19 protein-coding genes, 1 tRNA gene and 1 riboswitch are annotated in these 19,748 nt (G+C 61.8%); of the genes, 14 read left to right on the plus strand and 6 right to left on the minus strand.

The window, feature by feature from the left end; genetic code table 11:
- The first annotated feature begins 356 nt into the window (after window positions 1–356).
- The 6 genes from CO671_RS32010 (at window position 357) to phoB (ending at window position 6,764) form a co-directional block, all read left to right on the plus strand.
- Complete coding sequence (locus CO671_RS32010; protein ID WP_097609103.1) at window positions 357–1,391, plus strand: substrate-binding domain-containing protein; 1,035 nt, start codon at window positions 357–359, stop codon at window positions 1,389–1,391.
- A gap of 167 nt (window positions 1,392–1,558) precedes the next feature.
- Window positions 1,559–3,040 (plus strand): phosphate ABC transporter permease subunit PstC, encoded by a 1,482-nt coding sequence (pstC, locus tag CO671_RS32015; protein ID WP_097609106.1) that lies wholly within the window; start codon window positions 1,559–1,561, stop codon window positions 3,038–3,040.
- The gene (gene pstA, locus CO671_RS32020; RefSeq protein WP_097609108.1) at window positions 3,037–4,356 is read left to right on the plus strand and encodes a phosphate ABC transporter permease PstA; all 1,320 of its coding nucleotides are present in this window, start codon (window positions 3,037–3,039) and stop codon (window positions 4,354–4,356) included. The genes pstC and pstA overlap by 4 nt, the downstream gene beginning before the upstream one ends.
- A gap of 15 nt (window positions 4,357–4,371) precedes the next feature.
- Window positions 4,372–5,187 (plus strand): phosphate ABC transporter ATP-binding protein PstB, encoded by an 816-nt coding sequence (pstB, locus tag CO671_RS32025; RefSeq protein ID WP_064681252.1) that lies wholly within the window; start codon window positions 4,372–4,374, stop codon window positions 5,185–5,187.
- A 44-nt stretch (window positions 5,188–5,231) separates the two neighbouring features.
- The gene (phoU, locus tag CO671_RS32030) at window positions 5,232–5,945 is read left to right on the plus strand and encodes a phosphate signaling complex protein PhoU (RefSeq protein WP_097609110.1); all 714 of its coding nucleotides are present in this window, start codon (window positions 5,232–5,234) and stop codon (window positions 5,943–5,945) included.
- A 135-nt stretch (window positions 5,946–6,080) separates the two neighbouring features.
- Complete coding sequence (gene phoB, locus CO671_RS32035) at window positions 6,081–6,764, plus strand: phosphate regulon transcriptional regulator PhoB (RefSeq protein WP_004672768.1); 684 nt, start codon at window positions 6,081–6,083, stop codon at window positions 6,762–6,764.
- Between the two features lie 242 nt (window positions 6,765–7,006).
- On the opposite strand, the gene CO671_RS32040 is transcribed toward phoB, so the two are convergent.
- On the minus strand, window positions 7,007–7,540 hold the full coding sequence (locus tag CO671_RS32040) for a GcrA family cell cycle regulator (protein WP_097609113.1): 534 nt from the start codon (window positions 7,538–7,540) through the stop codon (window positions 7,007–7,009).
- 425 nt (window positions 7,541–7,965) lie between these two features.
- On the opposite strand from CO671_RS32040, the gene CO671_RS32045 reads away from it, so the two are divergent.
- From CO671_RS32045 to CO671_RS32055, 3 genes are all read left to right on the plus strand, one after another.
- Window positions 7,966–9,165, plus strand: coding sequence for an aspartate aminotransferase family protein (locus CO671_RS32045; protein WP_097609115.1), 1,200 nt, complete (start codon window positions 7,966–7,968; stop codon window positions 9,163–9,165).
- A 37-nt stretch (window positions 9,166–9,202) separates the two neighbouring features.
- On the plus strand, window positions 9,203–10,117 hold the full coding sequence (gene argF, locus CO671_RS32050; protein ID WP_039617741.1) for an ornithine carbamoyltransferase: 915 nt from the start codon (window positions 9,203–9,205) through the stop codon (window positions 10,115–10,117).
- An 88-nt stretch (window positions 10,118–10,205) separates the two neighbouring features.
- A complete protein-coding gene (locus CO671_RS32055) occupies window positions 10,206–11,198 on the plus strand; it encodes an Hsp33 family molecular chaperone (protein WP_097609117.1) in 993 nt (330 codons plus the stop codon).
- Between the two features lie 227 nt (window positions 11,199–11,425).
- On the opposite strand, the gene apaG is transcribed toward CO671_RS32055, so the two are convergent.
- Window positions 11,426–11,818 (minus strand): Co2+/Mg2+ efflux protein ApaG, encoded by a 393-nt coding sequence (gene apaG / locus CO671_RS32060; protein ID WP_010029240.1) that lies wholly within the window; start codon window positions 11,816–11,818, stop codon window positions 11,426–11,428.
- A gap of 193 nt (window positions 11,819–12,011) precedes the next feature.
- On the minus strand, window positions 12,012–13,196 hold the full coding sequence (locus CO671_RS32065; protein WP_097609119.1) for an O-succinylhomoserine sulfhydrylase: 1,185 nt from the start codon (window positions 13,194–13,196) through the stop codon (window positions 12,012–12,014).
- 44 nt (window positions 13,197–13,240) lie between these two features.
- A riboswitch (SAM riboswitch) is annotated at window positions 13,241–13,319 on the minus strand.
- A 72-nt stretch (window positions 13,320–13,391) separates the two neighbouring features.
- Here CO671_RS32065 and CO671_RS32070 point away from each other — a divergent pair.
- Together CO671_RS32070 and CO671_RS32075 are read left to right on the plus strand one after the other, a co-directional pair.
- The gene (locus CO671_RS32070) at window positions 13,392–14,486 is read left to right on the plus strand and encodes a 2'-deoxycytidine 5'-triphosphate deaminase (protein WP_170965080.1); all 1,095 of its coding nucleotides are present in this window, start codon (window positions 13,392–13,394) and stop codon (window positions 14,484–14,486) included.
- Between the two features lie 58 nt (window positions 14,487–14,544).
- Window positions 14,545–14,618, plus strand: a tRNA-Gly gene (locus tag CO671_RS32075).
- Window positions 14,619–14,635: 17 nt separating this feature from the next.
- Here the strand turns inward: CO671_RS32075 and CO671_RS32080 are convergent.
- A complete protein-coding gene (locus tag CO671_RS32080; protein ID WP_097609121.1) occupies window positions 14,636–15,649 on the minus strand; it encodes a helix-turn-helix transcriptional regulator in 1,014 nt (337 codons plus the stop codon).
- An 81-nt stretch (window positions 15,650–15,730) separates the two neighbouring features.
- Window positions 15,731–16,318, minus strand: coding sequence for a TetR/AcrR family transcriptional regulator (locus CO671_RS32085; protein ID WP_097609122.1), 588 nt, complete (start codon window positions 16,316–16,318; stop codon window positions 15,731–15,733).
- Window positions 16,319–16,523: 205 nt separating this feature from the next.
- Between CO671_RS32085 and CO671_RS32090 the strand changes: the two genes are divergently transcribed.
- Both CO671_RS32090 and CO671_RS32095 read left to right on the plus strand, forming a co-directional pair.
- Window positions 16,524–17,270: an NAD(P)-binding domain-containing protein gene (locus tag CO671_RS32090; RefSeq protein WP_097609125.1), complete on the plus strand. Its 747-nt coding sequence runs from the start codon at window positions 16,524–16,526 to the stop codon at window positions 17,268–17,270.
- A 285-nt stretch (window positions 17,271–17,555) separates the two neighbouring features.
- Window positions 17,556–18,377, plus strand: coding sequence for an oxidoreductase (locus tag CO671_RS32095; protein ID WP_097609127.1), 822 nt, complete (start codon window positions 17,556–17,558; stop codon window positions 18,375–18,377).
- 133 nt (window positions 18,378–18,510) lie between these two features.
- Here the strand turns inward: CO671_RS32095 and CO671_RS32100 are convergent, their stop codons facing one another.
- Window positions 18,511–18,789, minus strand: a complete 279-nt coding sequence (locus tag CO671_RS32100; protein ID WP_097582371.1) for a hypothetical protein — start codon at window positions 18,787–18,789, stop codon at window positions 18,511–18,513.
- Between the two features lie 409 nt (window positions 18,790–19,198).
- Here CO671_RS32100 and CO671_RS32105 point away from each other — a divergent pair, with 409 nt between their 5' ends.
- On the plus strand, window positions 19,199–19,579 hold the full coding sequence (locus CO671_RS32105; protein ID WP_097609129.1) for a VOC family protein: 381 nt from the start codon (window positions 19,199–19,201) through the stop codon (window positions 19,577–19,579).
- The last annotated feature ends 169 nt before the right edge of the window (window positions 19,580–19,748 follow it).

A 19,748-nucleotide genomic window follows, 5' to 3' on the forward strand; every position in this document is an offset into this window, starting at 1 on the left:
ACTCGGCTCTTCGTATGGCACGTCCCCTCTCCCCGTCAGAACGGGGAGAGGGCTAGGGTGAGGGGCAAAACACGCTGCATGACTTCCCCCAACCGGCCTCCAATTTTGGATGCGCCCACAGTTTCTGCAACGAAAGGTAGATTGAAGGTTCCGACTTTGCCGGTTATCGACATCCGTTCCTCAGTGTATTTGAGAATTACCTTTATTTTCAATATCTTAGCTTGTCACAAATGTTTCACGGATTTGACATAAAAGGACGGGGCTTACAGCGCTAAGAGAGTCCCGCCGATGAAAAAAGGCATGCGAGGGCCTCTCTAGAGGCCGCACTCACACAAGCCCAATACCGGGAGATTCTAATGAACACCTTCAAGCTCACCGTTGCCGCGCTCGCCGCAACCGCAGCTTTCGCTGGCGCTGCCGTCGCCCGTGACCAGATCCAGGTTGCTGGTTCGTCCACCGTCCTGCCTTACGCAAAGATCGTTGCCGAGTCCTTCGGCGAGACCTTCACCAACTTCAAGACCCCGGTCGTCGAATCCGGCGGTACGGGCGCTGGTCTGAAGGAATTCTGCAAGGGCGTCGGCGAAGACACGATCGACATTGCCAACGCTTCGCGTGCGATCAACAAGAACGAAGCCGAAGCCTGCAAGGCGGCCGGCGTGACCGACATCCAGGAAGTCAAGATCGGTTATGACGGCATCGTCTTCGCAACCGACTCCTCCAACCCCGATGTCGCCTACGTTCCGGCCGACATCTACAAGGCCCTCGCAGCCCAGGTCGTCGTCGACGGCAAGCTCGTCGCCAACCCCTACAAGAAGTGGTCGGAAGTCAACCCGAAGCTCCCGGCTGTTGACATCGCCGCCTACATCCCGGGCGAAAAGCACGGCACCCGCGAAGTCTTCGAACAGAACGTTCTCGCTGCCGGCTGCAAGGCTTCGGGCGCAACCGACGTCATCGCCAAGGAAATCTCCGACAAGGCTGCCCAGGGCAAGGCTTGCGTCGCAGTCCGCAAGGACGGCGCTGCAGTCGACATCGACGGCGACTATCCGGAAACCCTGGCACGCATCGCCGCCAACAAGACCGGCGTCGGCGTATTCGGCCTTTCCTTCTATGAAAACAACGCCGACAAGCTCAAGGTCGCAACCGTGAACGGTATCGTTCCGTCCGTCGAAACGATCGCCAACGGCACCTATCCGGTTTCCCGCCCGCTGTTCTTCTACGTCAAGAAGGCACATCTCGGCGCCGTTCCGGGCCTGAAGGAATACGTCAACTTCTTCGTATCCGACCAGATGATCGGCCCCGAAGGCCCGCTGGCCGAATACGGCCTCGTTGCCGCTCCGGATGCCGAGCGCGAAGCGATCCGCAAGGCTGTCGAAGCCGGCAAGTCCATGTAATAACTTTGCCGGCGCGGTGCTCTTTGAGCCCGCGCCGGCATTGCTTTATGCCCCTGCGTGCCGGCATGTCCGGTGCAGGGTTGAATTCCTTCTCCATGATTGGAAGCCGACGGCAGGCTGATGAAGCCGCCGGCTTTTTGGGGGCCATGGGCCTGGGGACGTAACGAATGAGCACATCCGTCATACTTCTGTGCCTTGTGGTGATCGGCGCCGCCGCCTATCTGGTCGCGCGCAGCCGTGCCTCAGCACTTGCCGGGGGCAGATCCTCCGCACTGCATTCACGGCCGGCCTATTACGGCGCCTATGCGGCGATCTGGGCCGTTCTTCCGGCCCTCATCGTTCTCTGCGTCTGGCTCTCCGTCAGCCCCGGCATCATCCAGTCCTCCGTTCGCGGTGCTTTCCCTGACGAGGTCAAGGCCCAGGCCACAGTCGAGCAGGATCTGAGCTATTCGATGGTGGCGACGGTCGCCCGCGGCCTGACGATGCTGACTTCGGATGAAACCGCGGCGGTCGCAAACGATCCGGCGGCGCTGCAGGCCAAGCTCAGCGAGAAGGGCGTGCCGCTCGCCGGCCAGCCGCAGCCGTACATGGTCACTGCCGCCAAGACGCTCAACGCCATGAGCCTGACGAGCCGCATGGCCATGACTGCGATCGTCTTCATTCTGGCCGTGGCCGGCGCCTTCTACGCGCTGCGCTCCATCGCGCCCCGCTTCCGCGCCCGTAACCGCGTCGAGCGCGTCATGCTCTGGGCGCTGCTGCTCGCCTCCTCGATCGCCATCCTGACAACGATCGGCATCGTGTTGTCGATGCTGTCGGAAGCCACGCGCTTCTTTGCCGCCGTTCCCGCCGGCGAGTTCTTCTTCGGCACCGTCTGGGATCCGCGCTTTGCCGGCGCCGGCAGCTCGTCCTTCGGCCAGTTCGGCCTGATCCCGCTGCTGCTCGGCACGCTCTATATCGGTCTGGTCGCCATGCTGGTCGCCGTGCCGGTCGGGCTCTTCGCCGCCATCTACATGGCCGAATACGCCTCGCCGAAGGTGCGCGGCATCTCCAAGCCGCTTCTTGAGGTGCTGGCCGGCATCCCGACGATCGTCTACGGCTTCTTCGCGCTCGTTACCGTCGGTCCGTTCCTGCGCGATTTCTCCGCTCAGATCAGCGGCCTGCTCTCCGGCAACTACAGCAACTTCATCCAGGCGCAGAGCGTTCTGACCGCCGGTATCGTCATGGGCATCATGCTGATCCCCTACGTCTCCTCGCTGTCGGACGACATCATCACGGCCGTGCCGCGGGCGCTGCGTGACGGTTCGCTCGGTCTCGGCGCCACCCGCTCCGAAACCATCAAGAAGGTGGTCTTGCCGGCAGCGCTTCCCGGCATCGTCGGCGCACTGCTGATGACAGCCTCGCGCGCCATCGGCGAAACCATGATCGTCGTGCTGGCCGCCGGTGTCGCCGCCCGCATCCAGATCAATCCTTTCGAGCCGATGACGACGGTGACCGTCAAGATCGTCAACCAGCTCACAGGCGACCTTGAGTTCACCTCGCCGCAGACGCTGGTTGCCTTTGCCCTCGGCATCACCCTGTTCTGCATCACGCTTTGCCTCAATATCTACGCGCTCTACATCGTGCGCAAATACCGGGAGCAGTACGAATGACGGATATTGTTTCTCCCACCGCCGGCACCGTTTCCAAGGCGCCAGCGCGCCGCGATATCGGCATCAAGCGCCGCTACGCCGCCGAGCGCCGGTTCCAGGCCTATGGCATCGCCGCCATCACCTTCGGTCTCGTCTTCCTGTTCATCCTGTTGTGGACGGTGATCGGCAAAGGCTACACCGCCTTCCAGCAGACCGCGATCACCCTGCCGATCGAATTCACCGAGAAGACGATCGACCCGGATAACAAGCGTGCGACCGATCCTTCGGTGCTGGTTGCCGCCAATTACCCGGTTCTGTTGCGCGACGCGATCGTCAAGCAGCTGAATATCAATGCCGCGAGCCGCCCTGATGTGCGCGACGCTACCGCCATGCTCTCCAAGAGCGCGCCGATCCAGCTGCGCGATATGGTCGTCGCCGATCCCTCGCTCATCGGCAAGACGGTCAATGTCTCGCTGCTCGCCGACGCCAATGTCGACAGCGCCAACAAGGGCCAGATCGATCTCTCCGTCGATGAGAAGAACCGCAAGGTCAACGACAAGCAGGTGACCTGGATGAACCAGCTGAAGGCGAGCGGCGCTCTCCACAAGCAGTTCAACACCGGCCTCTTCGTCAACGGCAATTCCAGCCGCCCGGAGGCCGCCGGCCTCGGCGTCGCCCTTGTCGGCTCGTTCTACCTGATGCTGATCGTGCTGGCGCTTTCCCTGCCGATCGGCGTTGCCGCCTCGATCTACCTCGAGGAGTTCGCGCCGAAGAACAAGCTGACGGACCTGATCGAGGTCAACATCAACAACCTCGCTGCCGTTCCCTCGATCGTCTACGGTCTGCTCGGCCTTTCCGTCTTCATCAACTTCATCGGCCTGCCGCGTTCGGCCTCGCTGGTCGGCGGCCTGGTGCTGACGCTGATGACCCTGCCGACGATCATCATCGCCACCCGCGCGGCACTGCGCGCCGTGCCGCCGTCGATCCGCGCCGCAGCGCTCGGTCTCGGCGCCTCGAAGATGCAGATGGTGTTCCACCACGTCCTGCCGCTTGCCATGCCCGGCATCCTCACCGGCACGATCATCGGCCTGGCGCATGCGCTCGGCGAAACCGCGCCGCTGCTCCTGATCGGCATGGTCGCCTTCGTCGCCAACGCGCCGACCACGCCGCTCGAACCCTCGACGGCCCTGCCGGTGCAGGTCTATATGTGGGCGAACGAGGCCGAGCGTGCCTTCGTGGAGCGTACTTCGGGTGCCATCATCGTCCTGCTCCTGTTCCTGATCGTCATGAACATGGGCGCCATCCTCTTGCGTCGTCGCTTCGAGCGCCGCTGGTAAACGGAGTTAAACATCATGAACATGTTGACGGAAGCTGCAGTTGAAAAGGCGCTGGATCAGAAGATGAGCAACGTCCCGTATAAGATGATCGGACAGGATGTCTCGGTTTACTACGGCGAGAAGCGCGCGCTTTTCGATGTGAACCTGAACATCCGCGAAAACACCGTAACCGCCCTGATCGGCCCTTCGGGCTGCGGCAAGTCGACCTTCCTGCGAAGCCTCAACCGCATGAACGACACGATCGAGGGCTGCCGCGTCACCGGCAAGATCACCCTCGACAGCGACGATATCTATGATCCCGATATCGACGTCGTCGAACTTCGCGCCCGCGTCGGCATGGTCTTCCAGAAGCCGAACCCGTTCCCGAAGACGATCTATGAAAACGTCTCCTACGGCCCGCGCATCCATGGACTGGCCAAGTCGAAGGCCGATCTCGATCAGATCGTCGAGTCCAGCCTGCAGCGCGCCGGCCTCTGGAACGAGGTCAAGGACCGCGTCCACGAGTCCGGCACCGGCCTCTCCGGCGGCCAGCAGCAGCGCCTGTGCATCGCCCGCGCCGTCGCCGTCAGCCCTGAGGTCATCCTGATGGACGAACCCTGCTCGGCGCTCGACCCGATCGCCACCGCCAAGGTCGAGGAGCTGATCCACGAGCTGCGCGAGAACTACACGATCGTCATCGTCACCCACTCCATGCAGCAGGCCGCGCGCGTGTCGCAGCGCACCGCCATGTTCCACCTCGGCAACCTCGTCGAGGAGAACGACACCGACAAGATGTTCACCAACCCGGACGATCCGCGCACCCAGGACTACATCATGGGTCGCTTCGGCTGATTGCGGCAATCCGAAGCCTTCCCGTTATTCGAGGACAAAGCCCCATGGCATCGACACATATTTATACTGCCTATGATGATGATCTGAAGTTCCTCTCCAGGCGGATTTCCGAAATGGGCGGCCTGGCCGAGCAGATGGTCGCCGAATCCGTCCGCGCCCTGGTCAACGGCGACACCGCGCTGGCGCAGAAGGTCATTTCTGACGACGTGATCCTCGATCACACCGAACGCGAAATCGGCGACAAGGCGATCGTCACCATCGCCCGCCGTCAGCCGATGGCCTCGGACCTGCGCGAAATCATGGGTTCGATCCGCATCGCCGCCGATCTCGAACGCGTCGGCGACCTCGGCAAGAACACCGCCAAGCGCGTCATCGCCGTGCAGAGCACCGGCGTTCCGCGCAAGCTCGCCCGCGGTCTCGAGCACCTGTCCGAGCTGGCGCTCGTCCAGCTCAAGGAAGTGCTCGACGTCTATACCACGCGCGCCGCCGACAAGGCGACCGCCATCCGCGAGCGCGACAACGAGATCGACGCGATGTACACGTCGCTGTTCCGCGAACTCCTGACCTATATGATGGAAGATCCGCGCAACATCACGAGCTGCACGCATCTTCTTTTCTGCGCCAAGAACATCGAGCGCATCGGCGATCACGCCACCAATATCGCTGAGACGATCTACTACATGGCAACCGGCGCCCAGCCGGAAGGCGACCGTCCGAAGGACGACAGCGCCAACACCGTCGGTGCCGCCACGGAATAACCGTGCCGGACCAGCCCATTGCGTGCGCGCCCGCCCGGGCGCGCAAAGAGGTCGCAGCCAATTTCTGATTTTGCGCGGGATCCCTTGCTTAAATCGCCCCCGGTTTAAGGATCGTGCGTGAGGAGACGGACACGCATGATCCCGAGAGTTGCAGTTGTTGAAGACGAAGAGGCCCTCAGCGTGCTTCTCCGTTATAATCTCGAGGCGGAAGGCTTCGAAGTCGATACCATCCTGCGCGGCGACGAGGCCGAAATCAGGCTTCAGGAGCGAACGCCGGATCTTCTTATCCTCGACTGGATGCTGCCCGGCGTCTCCGGCATCGAACTCTGCCGGCGCCTGCGCATGCGGCCGGAAACCGAACGGCTGCCGATCATCATGCTGACGGCGCGCGGCGAGGAGAGCGAACGTGTCCGCGGGCTGTCCACCGGTGCCGACGATTACGTCGTCAAGCCGTTCTCGACCCCCGAACTCGTTGCCCGCGTCAAGGCCATGCTGCGCCGCGCCCGCCCGGAAGTGCTGTCGTCAGTGCTCAAATGCGGTGATATCGAGCTCGATCGCGAAACCCACCGCGTCCATCGCAAGAGCCGCGAAGTCCGCCTCGGCCCGACCGAATTCCGCCTTCTGGAATTCCTGATGTCGTCGCCGGGCCGCGTCTTCTCCCGCTCGCAGCTGCTCGACGGCGTCTGGGGCCACGATATCTATGTCGACGAACGCACCGTCGACGTCCATGTCGGCCGCCTGCGCAAGGCGCTGAACTTCTCCAACATGCAGGACGTCATCCGCACCGTCCGCGGCGCCGGTTATTCGATGGAAGCCTGAGGGGTTTCTGACAAAGTCGAGCAAGCTCCGCCCCTCACCCTAGCCCTCTCCCCGTAAACGGGGCGAGGGGACGTGCCCTGCGAGAGGTGGGTAAGGACCGAGAGGTTGCGGCATATCCCCTTCGCCCCGCGCGCGGGGAGAAGGTGCCGGCAGGCGGATGAGGGGCAGTCACACCCAACACACTCACACAAAAAAACGGGCCTTCCAGCCCGTTTTCGCATTTCCAGCAATGGTTTGCCCGCTCAGCTGACCCGCGCTGCCGCCCGGCGGCGCTCGTTGACCGGCTGATAGGCAAGCTTCTGATGATAGCTGCAATAGGGCGAATTGTCCGGGGATTCGCAGCCGCAGAAGTGGAAGTCGTCCTTCAGCGGATCGCCGACCGGCCATTTGCAGGTGCGTTCGGTCAGTTCCGTCAGGCCGAGGCGGCGGGAAATCGGCACGACCACATTGCCCTTCGGAACATATTCCATTTCCTCGACGGCATCGATCTCGATCTCTTCCTTCAGCATCGTTGCGCCCTGCTGGCGGGTCACGGTGCGGGTGGTGATCCGGGAGGCGTAGTTCGGCGCGCGCGGCGCCGATGTCTGGCGCTTCGGCGTGCGCGCCGCGGCGGCTGTGCCGCCGGCCTTGGCGCGGCCCGGCAGGCTCAGTCGGTGCACCTTGCCGATAACGGCGTTTCGGCTCACGCCGCCAAGTTGTGCCGCGATCTGGCTGGCGCTCAGCCCTTCGGACCACAGCTTCTTGAGTTTCTCGACCCGCTCGTCTGTCCAGTTCATGCCCTGTCTCCACCTTTTGCGTTGGTGATGGCAGAATCCCTCACCGTTGTCCCGGAAGCCTCCGAAACAAGAAACGCTTGATCAATTTTGGTGACTAGTTCCGCCGCATGCAGTCTAGTAATTGAACTTTAACCTAGTGTGAGGCTGACTCCGTGACAAGAGTCGCGGGAATCCGGATGAATCGAATTCCGAGTTTTCCCCAACTTGCTGCCTCTGCGTGTCATTTCTGCAATAATGCCTGTTGAAGGCTGAAAATGCCGCTGTACAAGCTTGCTGCATCCGCTAAGGGCGCAGTTTTGTTGACATTGCAGCGCGAAAAGGAAATAGTACCGATCGCCGCCGAAAGGCGGCATTTTTGATTTTTCGGGCCTGGTTTTCTTAGCCGGAGTCCGGTGATTGACAACGCTGATCGGGAGACCCGCGCCATGGCCGAAGCCGCGCCGCTTTATGACACCTATTCTCGTGCCCCGCTGCGGTTCGAGCGAGGCGAGGGCGTATGGCTGATCACCGAAAGCGGCGAGCGTTATCTCGATTTCGGCGCCGGCGTCGCCGTCACCTCCGTCGGCCACGGCAATCCGCATGTGGTCGCCGCCTTGAAGGAGCAGGCCGACAAGGTCTGGCACCTCTCCAACATCTATGAGATTCCCGGCCAGGAGCGGCTGGCCAAACGGCTGACGGACGCCACCTTCGCCGACAAGGTGTTCTTCACCAATTCCGGTGCCGAGGCGCTCGAATGCGCGATCAAGACGGCGCGCCGCTATCAGTTTTCCAAGGGCCGTCCCGAGCGCTTCCATGTCATCACCTTCGAAGGCGCCTTCCATGGGCGCACGCTTGCGACGATCGCCGCCGGCGGCCAGGAGAAATATCTCGAAGGCTTCGGCCCCAAGACGCCGGGTTTCGATCAGGTGCCGTTCGGCGATATCGAAGCGGTGCGCGCCGCCATCACCGATGCGACGGCGGCAATCCTCATCGAACCGGTGCAGGGCGAGGGCGGCGTGCGCCCCGCCACGGCCGAGTTCATGAAGGCGCTGCGCCAGATCTGCGACGAGAAAGGCCTGCTGCTGATCCTCGACGAGGTCCAGACCGGGGTTGGCCGCACCGGCAAGCTCTTCGCCCATGAATGGTCGGGCATCACACCCGACATCATGGCTGTCGCCAAGGGCATCGGCGGCGGCTTCCCGCTCGGCGCCTGCCTTGCCACCGCAGAGGCCGCCTCCGGCATGAAGGCCGGCACCCATGGTTCGACCTATGGCGGCAATCCGCTGGCCATGGCCGTCGGAGGCGCCGTGCTCGATGTCATTCTCGCCGACGGCTTCCTGGAACATGTGCGCGACGTCGCGCTGGTCTTCCGTCAGGGGCTGGCTTCGCTGAAGGACCGTTATCCCGATGTGATCGAGGATATCAGGGGCGAGGGCCTGCTGCTCGGCGTCAAGGCGGCCGTCCCCTCGGCCGAACTGCTGCAGGCGATCCGCGCGGCGCATCTGCTCGGCGTGCCGGCCGGCGACAACGTCATCCGCCTTCTTCCGCCGCTCGTCGTCACCGCCGAGGAAGCCCGCGAGGGTCTCGCCCGCCTCGAGCGCGCCGCCGAGAGCATCCGCGCCTCCAAGGTCAAGAAGACGGCTTGAAGGGATTGCCGCCTCCGGGCGCACGACAGGTAAGAACATGGCTCCTAAACATTTCCTCGATCTTTCGGCCGTCACATCCGCCGACCTCAGAACCATCATGAACGATGCGCTTTCCCGCAAGCAGGCCTTCAAGGCAGGCCAGGGCGACAAGCCGCTCGCCGGCAAGATGCTGGCGATGATCTTTGAAAAGCCGTCGACGCGCACCCGTGTCTCCTTCGACGTCGGCATGCGCCAGCTCGGCGGCGAAACGCTGTTTTTGTCCGGCACCGAAATGCAGCTCGGCCGCGCCGAGACGATCGGCGACACCGCCAAGGTGCTGTCGCGTTATGTCGATGCGATCATGATCCGCACCACCGAGCACTCGCGCCTGCTGGAGCTTGCCGAGCATGCGACCGTGCCCGTGATCAACGCGCTGACGGACGATACCCATCCTTGCCAGATCATGGCCGACATCATGACCTTCGAGGAGCATCGTGGCCCGATCAAGGGCAAGACCATCGCCTGGACAGGCGACGGCAACAACGTGCTGCATTCGCTGGTCGAGGGGGCGGCGCGTTTCGGCTACCGCATGAACATGGCCGTACCCCTTGGTTCGGAGCCCAAGGATCACTATCTGAACTGGGCCCGCAATGAGGGCGCCGAAATCATGCTCTGCCATGATGCCGACCGTGCTGTCGAAGGCGTCGATTGCGTGGTGACCGATACCTGGGTCTCCATGAATCAGGAACATCGGGCCCGGGGTCACAACGTCTTTCAGCCTTATCAGGTCAATGCGGCCTTGATGGCCAAGGCCGGCAGCGATGCATTGTTCATGCATTGCCTGCCTGCCCATCGCGGCGAGGAAGTGACGGATGAGGTGATCGACGGCCCGCAATCCGTGGTCTTCGATGAAGCGGAAAACCGTCTTCATGCGCAGAAGTCGATTCTTGCTTGGTGCCTGGGCGCGATCTGAACCATAATCGGACGCCGCGTGTGAAAACGCGCGGCCGCGCGAGCGAAGGGCACCCTTGCTCTTCGCTTGAAAACTAGGAGTGAAAGCCATGGCAGAAGCTGCAGCCGCCCTCGGCCAGTTCGATTTCGCCGGCGATGACCATGTCGTCCCTTTCCAGGTGGAGGGTCTGGATGTGCGCGGCCGCGCCGTCCAGCTCGGCCCGATGCTCGATGCGATCCTCGAGCGCCATCATTATCCCGCGCCCGTCGCCCGTCTGCTGGCCGAAGTCGTCGTGCTGACGGTGCTGCTCGGCACCTCGCTGAAATTCGACGGCAAGTTCACGGTGCAGACCAAGGGCGATGGCCCGGTCGATCTTCTCGTCGCCGATTTCTCGACGCCGGAAAATGTCCGCGCCTATGCCCGTTTCGATCAGGCGCTGCTTGCCAAGGCGGTTGAAGCGGGCGAAACCGAGCCGGAACAGCTGCTCGGCAACGGGGTGCTCGCCTTCACCATCGACCAGGGCAAGTTCGCGCAGCCCTATCAGGGCATTGTCGCGCTTGACGGCACCTCGCTCGAGGAGATTGCCGGTGTCTATTTTCGCCAGTCGGAACAGATCCCGACGCGCGTGCGCCTTGCTGCGGCTGAGCTCTTCGATCGCGACGATGCCGGCAAGCCGCGCCATCGCTGGCGGGCCGGCGGCCTCGTCGCCCAGTTCCTGCCGGAGGCGCCTGAGCGCATGCGCCACCCGGATCTCCACGGCGGCGACGGCGATAATGGCGACCGCCCGCATGGCGAGGACGACGCCTGGGTCGAAGCCCGCTCACTGGTCGAGACGATCGATGCCGACGAGTTGACCGACCCGCTTGTCGGCACCGAGCGGCTGTTGTTCCGGCTGTTCCACGAGCGCGGCGTGCGCGTCTACGAACCGCGCGCCGTCTTCGACCGCTGCAGCTGTTCGCGCGACAAGATCAAGGGCGTGCTGAAGGGCTTTTCGGCCGAGGAGATCGAGGAAAGCCAGGAAAACGGCGAAATATCCGTCACCTGCGAATTCTGCTCGACCACCTATCGTTTCGAACCGACGGAGCTTCAGCCGGCTGAGTAGTTGACACCACTGCTGTCCGGTTGCGCGCATGACTGCCCCTCACCCTAACCCTCTCCCCGTAAAAACGGGGCGAGGGGACCTGCCCTGCGAGAGCGAGGAGGGGAACGGAGAGCTTGCGGCATGCTCCCTTCGCCCCGTTTACGGGGAGAAGGTGGCGGCAGCCGGATGAGGGGCCGGTGTCGGCAATCTCCTGGGTCGAGGTGTCGTGCCGCCTGTGGTGTTACACGTCAGTTAAGCACGCGCAGCAGCCCCGGTGAATCCAGCGAGAAGGCGGGGATGTCGACGTCGAACAGTTCGCCTTCGTCGGTTTCCATCTGGTAATGGCCGAACATCAGCCCGGAGGGCGTATCGAGCGGGCAGCCGGAGGAATATTCATAGGTGTCGCCGGGGCTGAGCCGCGGCTGTTCGCCGACGACGCCGGGGCCGGTCACCTCGTCCACCACGCCGTTCTGGTCGGTGATGTTCCAGTAGCGGTTGATGAGGCGAACGGCGACGCCGGAATTGTTGCTGATGACAATCCGGTAACCCCAGACATAGCGATCGTCTTCCGGATCGGATTGCTCCTCCAGATAGAATGGTTCGACGACGACTTCGATATCTCTAGTGAGGGCGCGATACATGCCTTGCACCTTAGTCAAGATATGTTACCCGTATCTTATAAGAAGGCCCTATCCGTCAAGAAACGGAACGTTGATCGGCGATGAAACAGCCGTGATCGCATGGTTTTCGATCGTTAAGCCTAATTGTCGGTATTATTCTACTTGGCAGAGCCGGGGCGGCCGAACCCGGAGGCTCGGCCGCCAATGCCGTCGATCAGGCCGAGACCTTGGTAAGCGCCTTGGCGAAATCCTCGATCAGGTCGTCCGTATCCTCGATGCCGGCGGAAAGGCGGACGGTGCCCGGCGAGATGCCGAGTTCGGCGCGCGCCTCTTCCGTCAGGTTCTTGTGGGTCGTCGTCGCCGGATGGGTGATCAGGCTCTTGCTGTCGCCGAGATTGTTGGAGATCTTGATGATCTCGAGCGCGTTCTGCAGCGCGAAGGCCGCCTCCTTGCCGCCCTTCAGCTCGAAGGCGACGAGGGTCGAGCCGCCGGTCATCTGCCTGGCGATGATGTCGGCCTGCGGATGGTCCTTGCGGCCGGGATAGATCACCTTGGCGACTTTGTTCTGCTCGGCCAGGAAATCGGCGATCTTCGCGGCATTCTGCGTCTGCTGACGCACGCGCAGCGGCAGCGTCTCGATGCCCTTCAGCAGCGTCCAGGCGTTGAACGGCGACATGGCCGGGCCGGTATGGCGGAAATAGTCGTGCAGGTTCTCGTCGATCCAGGCCTTGTCGGCCAGCACGACGCCACCGAGGCACCGGCCCTGGCCGTCGATATGCTTGGTGGCGGAATAGACGACGATATGGGCGCCGAGTTCCAACGGCTTCTGGAAGAGCGGCGTGGCGAAGACGTTGTCGACCACCACCTTGGCGCCGACCTGGTTGGCGAGTTTTGCCACACCGGCGATATCGACGATCTCGAGCGTCGGGTTGGTCGGGCTTTCCAGGAAGAACACCTTGGTGTTCGGCCGGATTGCCTCTTCCCAGTTCTTGAGGTCGCGGCCGTCGACCAGCGTGCATTCGATGCCGTATTTCGGCGCCAGCGTTTCCACCACCCAGCGGCAGGAGCCGAAGAGGGCGCGCGCGGCAACGATATGGTCGCCCGCCTTGACCTGGCAGAGGATCGCGGCGCTGACGGCCGCCATGCCGGAGGCGGTGGCGCGGGCGTCTTCGGCACCTTCGAGCATGCACATGCGCTTTTCGAACATGTCGTTGGTCGGGCTGCCGTAGCGAGCGTAGATATAGCCGTCGGTCTCGCCCTTGAAGCGGGCTTCGGCCGCCTCGGACGTGTCGTAGACGAAACCCTGCGTGAGATAGATTGCCTCGGACGTTTCGCCATATTGCGAACGCAGCGTGCCGCCATGGACGAGTTGGGTTGCCGGGCGCCAGGTCTTGCTCATGCCATCACCTTCACATAACAAAAAAACCGGCCGCAAAAGCAGACCGGTTTCATAACCCGGTCTTTTTAGCCACTTGTTTAACGTGGCTGCAAGCCGACCGGCCAAATCACCACGGGATAATTCTGCAATACTGCTGTTAGCTGCTTGCGTCAATTCCCCGTATTTGGTTTTGTCGGCGCAAAAGATGGATGGGGCATGATGGCTCGCGAAACTGGAATTCTGGCGGACCGCGCGATCGCAGCGCTGTTTGAAACGGGGCGTCTTAACTCCGAGCGGGAGCTGGACCGCGATCAGATCCAGCCGGCAAGCCTCGACCTGCGCTTAGGGAGCAAGGCCTTTCGCGTGCGCGCCAGTTTCATGCCGGGGCCTTCGCATCTGGTGTCGGACAAGCTCGATCGCCTCAGCCTGCATGTGATCGATCTGTCCCAAGGCGCGGTGCTCGAGACCGGCTGTGTCTACATCGTGCCGCTGATGGAGAGCTTGGCGCTGCCGGCCGACATGTCGGCCTCGGCCAATCCGAAAAGCTCGACCGGCAGGCTCGATATTTTCACCCGCGTCATCACCGATTACGCCCAGGAATTCGACAAGATTCCACCGGGCTATTCCGGCCCGCTCTATCTCGAAATCAGCCCGCGCACCTTCCCGATCGTCGTGCGCCGCGGCTCGCGCCTGTCGCAGATCCGCTTCCGCGTCGGCCAGTCCCTGCTCGGCGAGCCGGAACTCTTGAAGCTGCATGAAAGCGAGACGCTCGTCGCCAGCAAGCAGCCGAACGTATCGGGCGGCGGCATCGCGCTGTCGATCGATCTCAGCGGCGACAAGGACGGCCTGATCGGCTATCGCGGCAAGCACCACACCGCCGTCGTCGATGTCGACGAGAAGGACCAGCACGACATCTTCGATTTCTGGGAGCCGCTCTATAGCCGCGGCCGCAACGAGCTGATCCTCGATCCCGACGAATTCTATATCCTCGTCTCGCGCGAGGCCGTGCATGTGCCGCCGGATTATGCCGCCGAGATGACCCCGTTCGATCCGCTGGTCGGCGAATTCCGCGTCCACTACGCCGGCTTCTTCGATCCGGGCTTCGGCCATGCCCCGGCCGGCGGCCGCGGCAGCCGCGCCGTGCTCGAAGTGCGCAGCCACGAAGTGCCGTTCATCCTCGAAGACGGCCAGATCGTCGGCCGCCTGGTCTACGAGCACATGCAGGAAAAGCCCGCCAGCCTCTACGGCTCCGGCCTCGGCTCCAACTACCAGGCCCAGGGCCTCAAACTCTCGAAACACTTCCGCATCTGAGGCGCCGCGCCAACCCGACTTGACAGCGGCCCCCATCTGTTGGAAATCTCAGCGCATCGCGGGTGTAGCTCAATGGTAGAGCAGCAGCTTCCCAAGCTGAATACGAGGGTTCGATTCCCTTCACCCGCTCCAGTTTCTCCAATCCATCCTTATCCGACAACGCGCCGCACGCTGACGTGAGGCGCCTGAGATTTCCGCCTGCGGGTTTCCCGAGGACCTTCTCCGTAAACCGATCTGTAAAGCGCAGAAAAACGGCCGGCGTGGAAAAATCCCCACTTCAGACAAATCTCCTGGATGCTTTGTTGGTTCGATCGATCCAGAAGGTCTTTTCGAGCTGCCCGCAATCTTAGAGTTCTCAGATAACTGCCCGGTGTGGCTCCCTTGAAAGCCCGGAAGCCGGTTTCCAGGGTGCGAACTGAGACATTGGCGGATTGGGCGATCGACGACAGCGTGATCGGCTTGTCGATATTCGCATGCATGAAATCCACAGCCCGACGCACGTGTCGCGGAGCGGGGGCAAATATATTCGGCTCAAGTCGCAGAGAGTAGCGATGGGGCACTGACCGGATCAGCACATGAGCGAGTGCCTGGGTGAGATTGACCATCGCTATCGGCGAATGAAGCAAGCATGCTTCTCCAAGCATGCCGCAGATTATGGTCTCGACAAGATTTTTGATGAAATGTCCTGAGGGGCTGGATCCATCGATCACCGGCGACAGATCTAGCGATCCGACAAGAGGGGCTTCAAACACTTCGCCGAACGTCCGGCGAATCTGATGCCAATCCAAAAAGAGCTTCTGTGATCGATGGAGCGCTCCCCGCACGAGAAAGCGATCCGCCTCGCGGCTTTGCCCAATCAGCATCTGGCCCGGTGCCGCTGTTGTCGTGATCTGCCGCCGCGTCATGCCGGAGATGCCGTGTTGCGGCAGATGAATGGTAAGCCATTCCGGTGTATCGGAGGTGGCCCAGAGGTCCCACTCGCCATTGCATGCGAGATCGACAGCTGTCATCGGCCCGTGAGAACGGGCATCGGCGGACCAACTGAAGTCCTCAACCGTACGAGCCGGCGATGCGTCAAAGTGGGCGGCTCCCAGAAATGTTTCCAACATTCCGTCGAAGTCTGCGCCGGCCATTCGTGGGGTGAATGCGGTGTTATGAAGCATGCGAGCCTGTTCAATTCGCGCGTGAGAGCGGCAAGACCGCGCTCTGCGAGATGAAAAAGACGCCCGATTGGGGGCGAGGTCTCATTCGTTTTCTGTGCCGCCAGCGATGTGCTTGACTGCATCGGCAGCGGTCTCAAGCAGACGCTCCGCCATGGCCTGATCGGTCATGATGCGAGAGATGGTCACGGCGCCCACCATGAGGGAGAGGACGACCATGGCTTTGTCATAAGGTGTCGTGCCATCCGATGCCGGGATCATTTCGTCGAGAATCTGAAGGTGGGCTTCTATCCCCTTCTGAAATGGTGCTCGTACCGCTTCACTCTGACGCGCCGCGTCGGATCCGAGCGCGGCCAAGGGGCAGCCATCGCCTTTCTCTTCCTGGTGCCCGGTCGAGAGATACATGCCGACAACCGCTCCGAAGGGATCGGCGCTTCCGTCGGCAACCCTCGACCACCGGCGAACGGCGCTCTCCATCGCTCGTCCGGATGCCAGCGCTGCAAGATCGTCTTTTGATTCGAACTGCTTGTAGAATCCGCCTTGGGTGAGGCCGGCACCTTTCATCAGATCTTTCAGCCCGATGCCGTCGAAGCCATGCTCCCGGAAGAGCCGGCTTGCGACATTGATCACCGTTTCACGATTGGCCTCGGCCTGAGCGCGACTGACTCTCATAGCGATCTCCAATTAGATTTCATTTGACATCTATATCTCAATTAGAATTAGATCGCAATGAATAGCTGCGCTCGTCAAGAAGGGTTACCGACATGAACCGCAAGATTCCCCTCGCCTCTCTCGGCCTCCTGGCGGCTGCCGGCGCCACGGCGGTTGTTCTTGTCCGGGAGTCCTTGGAAGGAAGCGCGCAAGGGAGCTTCATCCCATGAAGATCGGAATCATCGGCGCTGGAAGTATCGGCGCGACTCTGGCGAGAAAACTTGCCGCCGGCGGCCATGAGGTCAAGCTTGCCAATTCAAAGGCGCCGGACACGATCCGCGACCTTGCCGGCGATATCGGAGCTTCCGCCGTTGCGAAGGAAGAAGCCGTTCGGGGCGTGAAGGTGGTCGTACTTTCGATCCCGTTCGCAAACTACCGCGATCTCGCTGGGCTCTTCAATGGCGTGCCTGAAGACGTCGTGGTGATCGATACGTCAAACTATTATCCGTTTCGCGACGGTGCGATCGCCGACGTCGATGGCGGCATGCCCGAAAGCGTTTGGGTGAGCGGGCAAATCGGCAGGCCCGTCGTCAAGGCTTGGAACGCCGTGCTGGCGGCGACGCTGGCGGAGAAGGGGCGGTCCGACGGCACGGATGGACGCATCGCCATTCCGGTTGCAGGTGATGCTCCGGAAGCAAAGGCGATTGCCATAGAGCTGGTTGAGGCCACCGGTTTCGATGCGCTGGATGCTGGAGGGCTGGCAGCGTCCTGGCGTCAACAGCCCGGCACCCCCGCCTATTGCACCGAGCTTGCGGCAAATGAGCTGAAAGAAGCGCTGCAATCGGCGGATCAATCCCGCGCAGCCGATAATCGCGACGCCCTGATCAAGGAATTCTTCGCGGCAGGCACGAGCCTGACCCATGACGAAATGGTCGCTCGAAACCGAGCGGGGACTGCCGCCCCGAAATCCTGAGCCGTTCAGGCTTATGTTACTCCAGCCGAAATGTCGGCGGGCCTTCGGGCTTGGCGTCATGCCGCCGAGCGTTTGGAGGCGCGATCATCGAAAAAAATCCCGTAAAGCAAAAAGTACTTGATTTTATATTTCGATTGGCATCTAAAGCGATTATAGATGTCGGTCGAAATCTTACGTGCTTGGGTGGCAGGCTCTGAGAAGCTGTCCGTGGCGACACGGGTGAAAAGTTCCGACCCTTCTATTGAAGCACGTAGTCAACCACGCGCGCCAAACCCAGGAGCATGCATGTCCAAAAATAGAGTTGTGGTAATCACCGGAGCATCTTCCGGAATAGGCGAAGCGTCAGCCCGCCTTCTTGCACAAAACGGCTTCCAGGTCTTTGGAGGCGTACGTAACCCGCAGCGCGCCAATGCCATTCCCGGCGTGCGCTATGGGACTGTCGATGTGACCGATGACGCCTCGGTCTCCAATTTTGTTGAATGGGTTTTGTCCGAAGCGGGCAAGATCGACATCCTGATCAACAATGCCGGCGTTTCGCTGGTCGGCCCTGTCGAAAACACCTCGCCCTCCGAAGCCCAAGCGGTATTCGATACCAACGTTTTCGGGCCTTTGCGCATGATCCGCGCTGCTTTGCCCTCCATGCGCGCCGCCCGGAGCGGGCTCATCATCAATATCAGTTCGGTCCTGGGCTTCCTGCCTGCACCGTTCATGGGAATATATGCCAGCAGCAAGCATGCACTCGAAGGACTGTCGGAGTCGCTGGATCATGAGATTCGCGAGTTCAACGTGCGCGTGGTGCTCCTTGAGCCGACCTTCACGAACACCAGGCTCGACGTAAACGCGGCACAAACCGCAGCACCCCTGGGTGCTTACGCGACACAGGCCGATGCGACCGTCAAGGCGGTACAGGCCCAGATCAGAACCGCGCCGTCTGCGCTTGCAGTCGCAGAGAAAATCCTGGCCGCAATCAACGGTCCATACCGAATGCGCCAACCGGCCGGAGGCCAGGCAACGCTGCTCAGCCGGCTACGCAGGTTCATGCCGGCAAGCGCGGTCGACAGCAGTCTGCGAAAGACATTCGGCTTCGGCAAACGAAGCGCCTCCTGAATTTCGCTTAAACTTTCAGACGTCGTCGGTTTCAACGGTATCATCAGGGTTCCCGCGGGGTCGCCGACGTCATCTATCTCTTGACCCAAGGCCGCATTTGAGCGCTCGAGGGTAAAGCCATCCCAACCCAGACCTAATCCCCAAAGAACCGGATCGGCTTGTATCGCCGATGCGCGATGATCAGGCTTCTGTCGGGCTGGATGATGTAGGTTTCTTCCACCTGCCGGCCGTACTGGTCGATGAAATCATGCGGAAAGGCCGAACCAGCGGGCGATTTGGTGAGCTTGCTGCGCGGTTGGCCATTGTAGGTGATGCTTCCGGGGATGGGTTCGAGGCCCGGTCCGCTGTAGCTGACGGTGCTGCATCCCGCGAGAACGAGTGTGCCGACGAGGCCGATAATTGCAGGTTTCATATCCATCCCTCCGTGAATGACATCACTCTACGCCTTAGCGGAGAGCGCGCACCACACAAATGCCCATGCCGCTCTTCAATCCTTCGGGAAGCGTCGTCGGGGACGCCGGACCGAGCGGTCGGCTGCCAGCTATTGAGATTAGGGCGAAAATCCCGCTCCACCAGGCGTGTGGCAACGCATCTATTGCCGAAACCGAAGCCGCCTGCTAGGTCGGTTTCGTCGAAAAAGGCAGGATCGGTTGAGGTAAGCCCGGTCCCTTGCGTCAAAGCGTCAAAGCGCTCTGACAAAGCTCTGCTCCGTGCCCCAGGGCGCGAGAACCCGCGACGTGATCCGCATGGACATGCGGGATCCCGGCGGCGTGCGGAGACGGCAAACGGCAGTCCCGGGATTTTTTTGAACGGAGACTGTCATGCGCCTGAACCATCTCGATTTTCACGTACCCGATATTGCTGAGACGGCGGATTTCTTCATCCGCCATTTCGGCCTGAAGCTGAAGGATATGCGCGGCAACAACGGCCTTGCGATCCTGGAGGACGACGCCGGCCTCGAGATCGTCTTGAGCCACGCCATAGCCAAGCTCGGCACCGCCGACCAGGTCGAACTGCAGCGCCAGACCTATCATATCGGCTTCATCCTGCCCGAAAGGGTTGATGTCGATGCCGTCCATGCCGGGCTTGCTGCCGCCGGTGCTATCCTCTCCGGCCCGCCGGCCGCCATGCGCGGTGGCTGGCTGTTTTATTGCGCGGCGCCGGGGAATATCCTCGTCGAGGTTGGTTGGCGGCCGGGTTAGAGGCCGGTAAAGGCGGCGTGGGGGAGCCGCAACCTCGCGATTCCCTCTTCTCCCCAGCGGGGGTCCGAAGGACGGGCGAGACCCGTGGCTCGCCCAGGCTGGTGCCCGTAGGGCGGATGAGAATCTGTGTTGGTTGTCAAGGTGGATTTGGGGTCCAGAGTCGATCCTG

Origin of the sequence: Rhizobium sp. M10 (assembly GCF_002531955.1) — a bacterium.
Classification (GTDB): domain Bacteria; phylum Pseudomonadota; class Alphaproteobacteria; order Rhizobiales; family Rhizobiaceae; genus Rhizobium; species Rhizobium etli_C.

Coding starts and splice junctions, on each gene's coding strand:
- CO671_RS32010 (WP_097609103.1), top strand. CDS start 357: ATGAACACCTTCAAGCTCACCGTTGCCGCGCTCGCCGCAACCGCAGCT.
- pstC (WP_097609106.1), top strand. CDS start 1,559: ATGAGCACATCCGTCATACTTCTGTGCCTTGTGGTGATCGGCGCCGCC.
- pstA (WP_097609108.1), top strand. CDS start 3,037: ATGACGGATATTGTTTCTCCCACCGCCGGCACCGTTTCCAAGGCGCCA.
- pstB (WP_064681252.1), top strand. CDS start 4,372: ATGAACATGTTGACGGAAGCTGCAGTTGAAAAGGCGCTGGATCAGAAG.
- phoU (WP_097609110.1), top strand. CDS start 5,232: ATGGCATCGACACATATTTATACTGCCTATGATGATGATCTGAAGTTC.
- phoB (WP_004672768.1), top strand. CDS start 6,081: ATGATCCCGAGAGTTGCAGTTGTTGAAGACGAAGAGGCCCTCAGCGTG.
- CO671_RS32040 (WP_097609113.1), bottom strand. CDS start 7,540: ATGAACTGGACAGACGAGCGGGTCGAGAAACTCAAGAAGCTGTGGTCC.
- CO671_RS32045 (WP_097609115.1), top strand. CDS start 7,966: ATGGCCGAAGCCGCGCCGCTTTATGACACCTATTCTCGTGCCCCGCTG.
- argF (WP_039617741.1), top strand. CDS start 9,203: ATGGCTCCTAAACATTTCCTCGATCTTTCGGCCGTCACATCCGCCGAC.
- CO671_RS32055 (WP_097609117.1), top strand. CDS start 10,206: ATGGCAGAAGCTGCAGCCGCCCTCGGCCAGTTCGATTTCGCCGGCGAT.
- apaG (WP_010029240.1), bottom strand. CDS start 11,818: ATGTATCGCGCCCTCACTAGAGATATCGAAGTCGTCGTCGAACCATTC.
- CO671_RS32065 (WP_097609119.1), bottom strand. CDS start 13,196: ATGAGCAAGACCTGGCGCCCGGCAACCCAACTCGTCCATGGCGGCACG.
- CO671_RS32070 (WP_170965080.1), top strand. CDS start 13,392: ATGATGGCTCGCGAAACTGGAATTCTGGCGGACCGCGCGATCGCAGCG.
- CO671_RS32080 (WP_097609121.1), bottom strand. CDS start 15,649: ATGCTTCATAACACCGCATTCACCCCACGAATGGCCGGCGCAGACTTC.
- CO671_RS32085 (WP_097609122.1), bottom strand. CDS start 16,318: ATGAGAGTCAGTCGCGCTCAGGCCGAGGCCAATCGTGAAACGGTGATC.
- CO671_RS32090 (WP_097609125.1), top strand. CDS start 16,524: ATGAAGATCGGAATCATCGGCGCTGGAAGTATCGGCGCGACTCTGGCG.
- CO671_RS32095 (WP_097609127.1), top strand. CDS start 17,556: ATGTCCAAAAATAGAGTTGTGGTAATCACCGGAGCATCTTCCGGAATA.
- CO671_RS32100 (WP_097582371.1), bottom strand. CDS start 18,789: ATGAAACCTGCAATTATCGGCCTCGTCGGCACACTCGTTCTCGCGGGA.
- CO671_RS32105 (WP_097609129.1), top strand. CDS start 19,199: ATGCGCCTGAACCATCTCGATTTTCACGTACCCGATATTGCTGAGACG.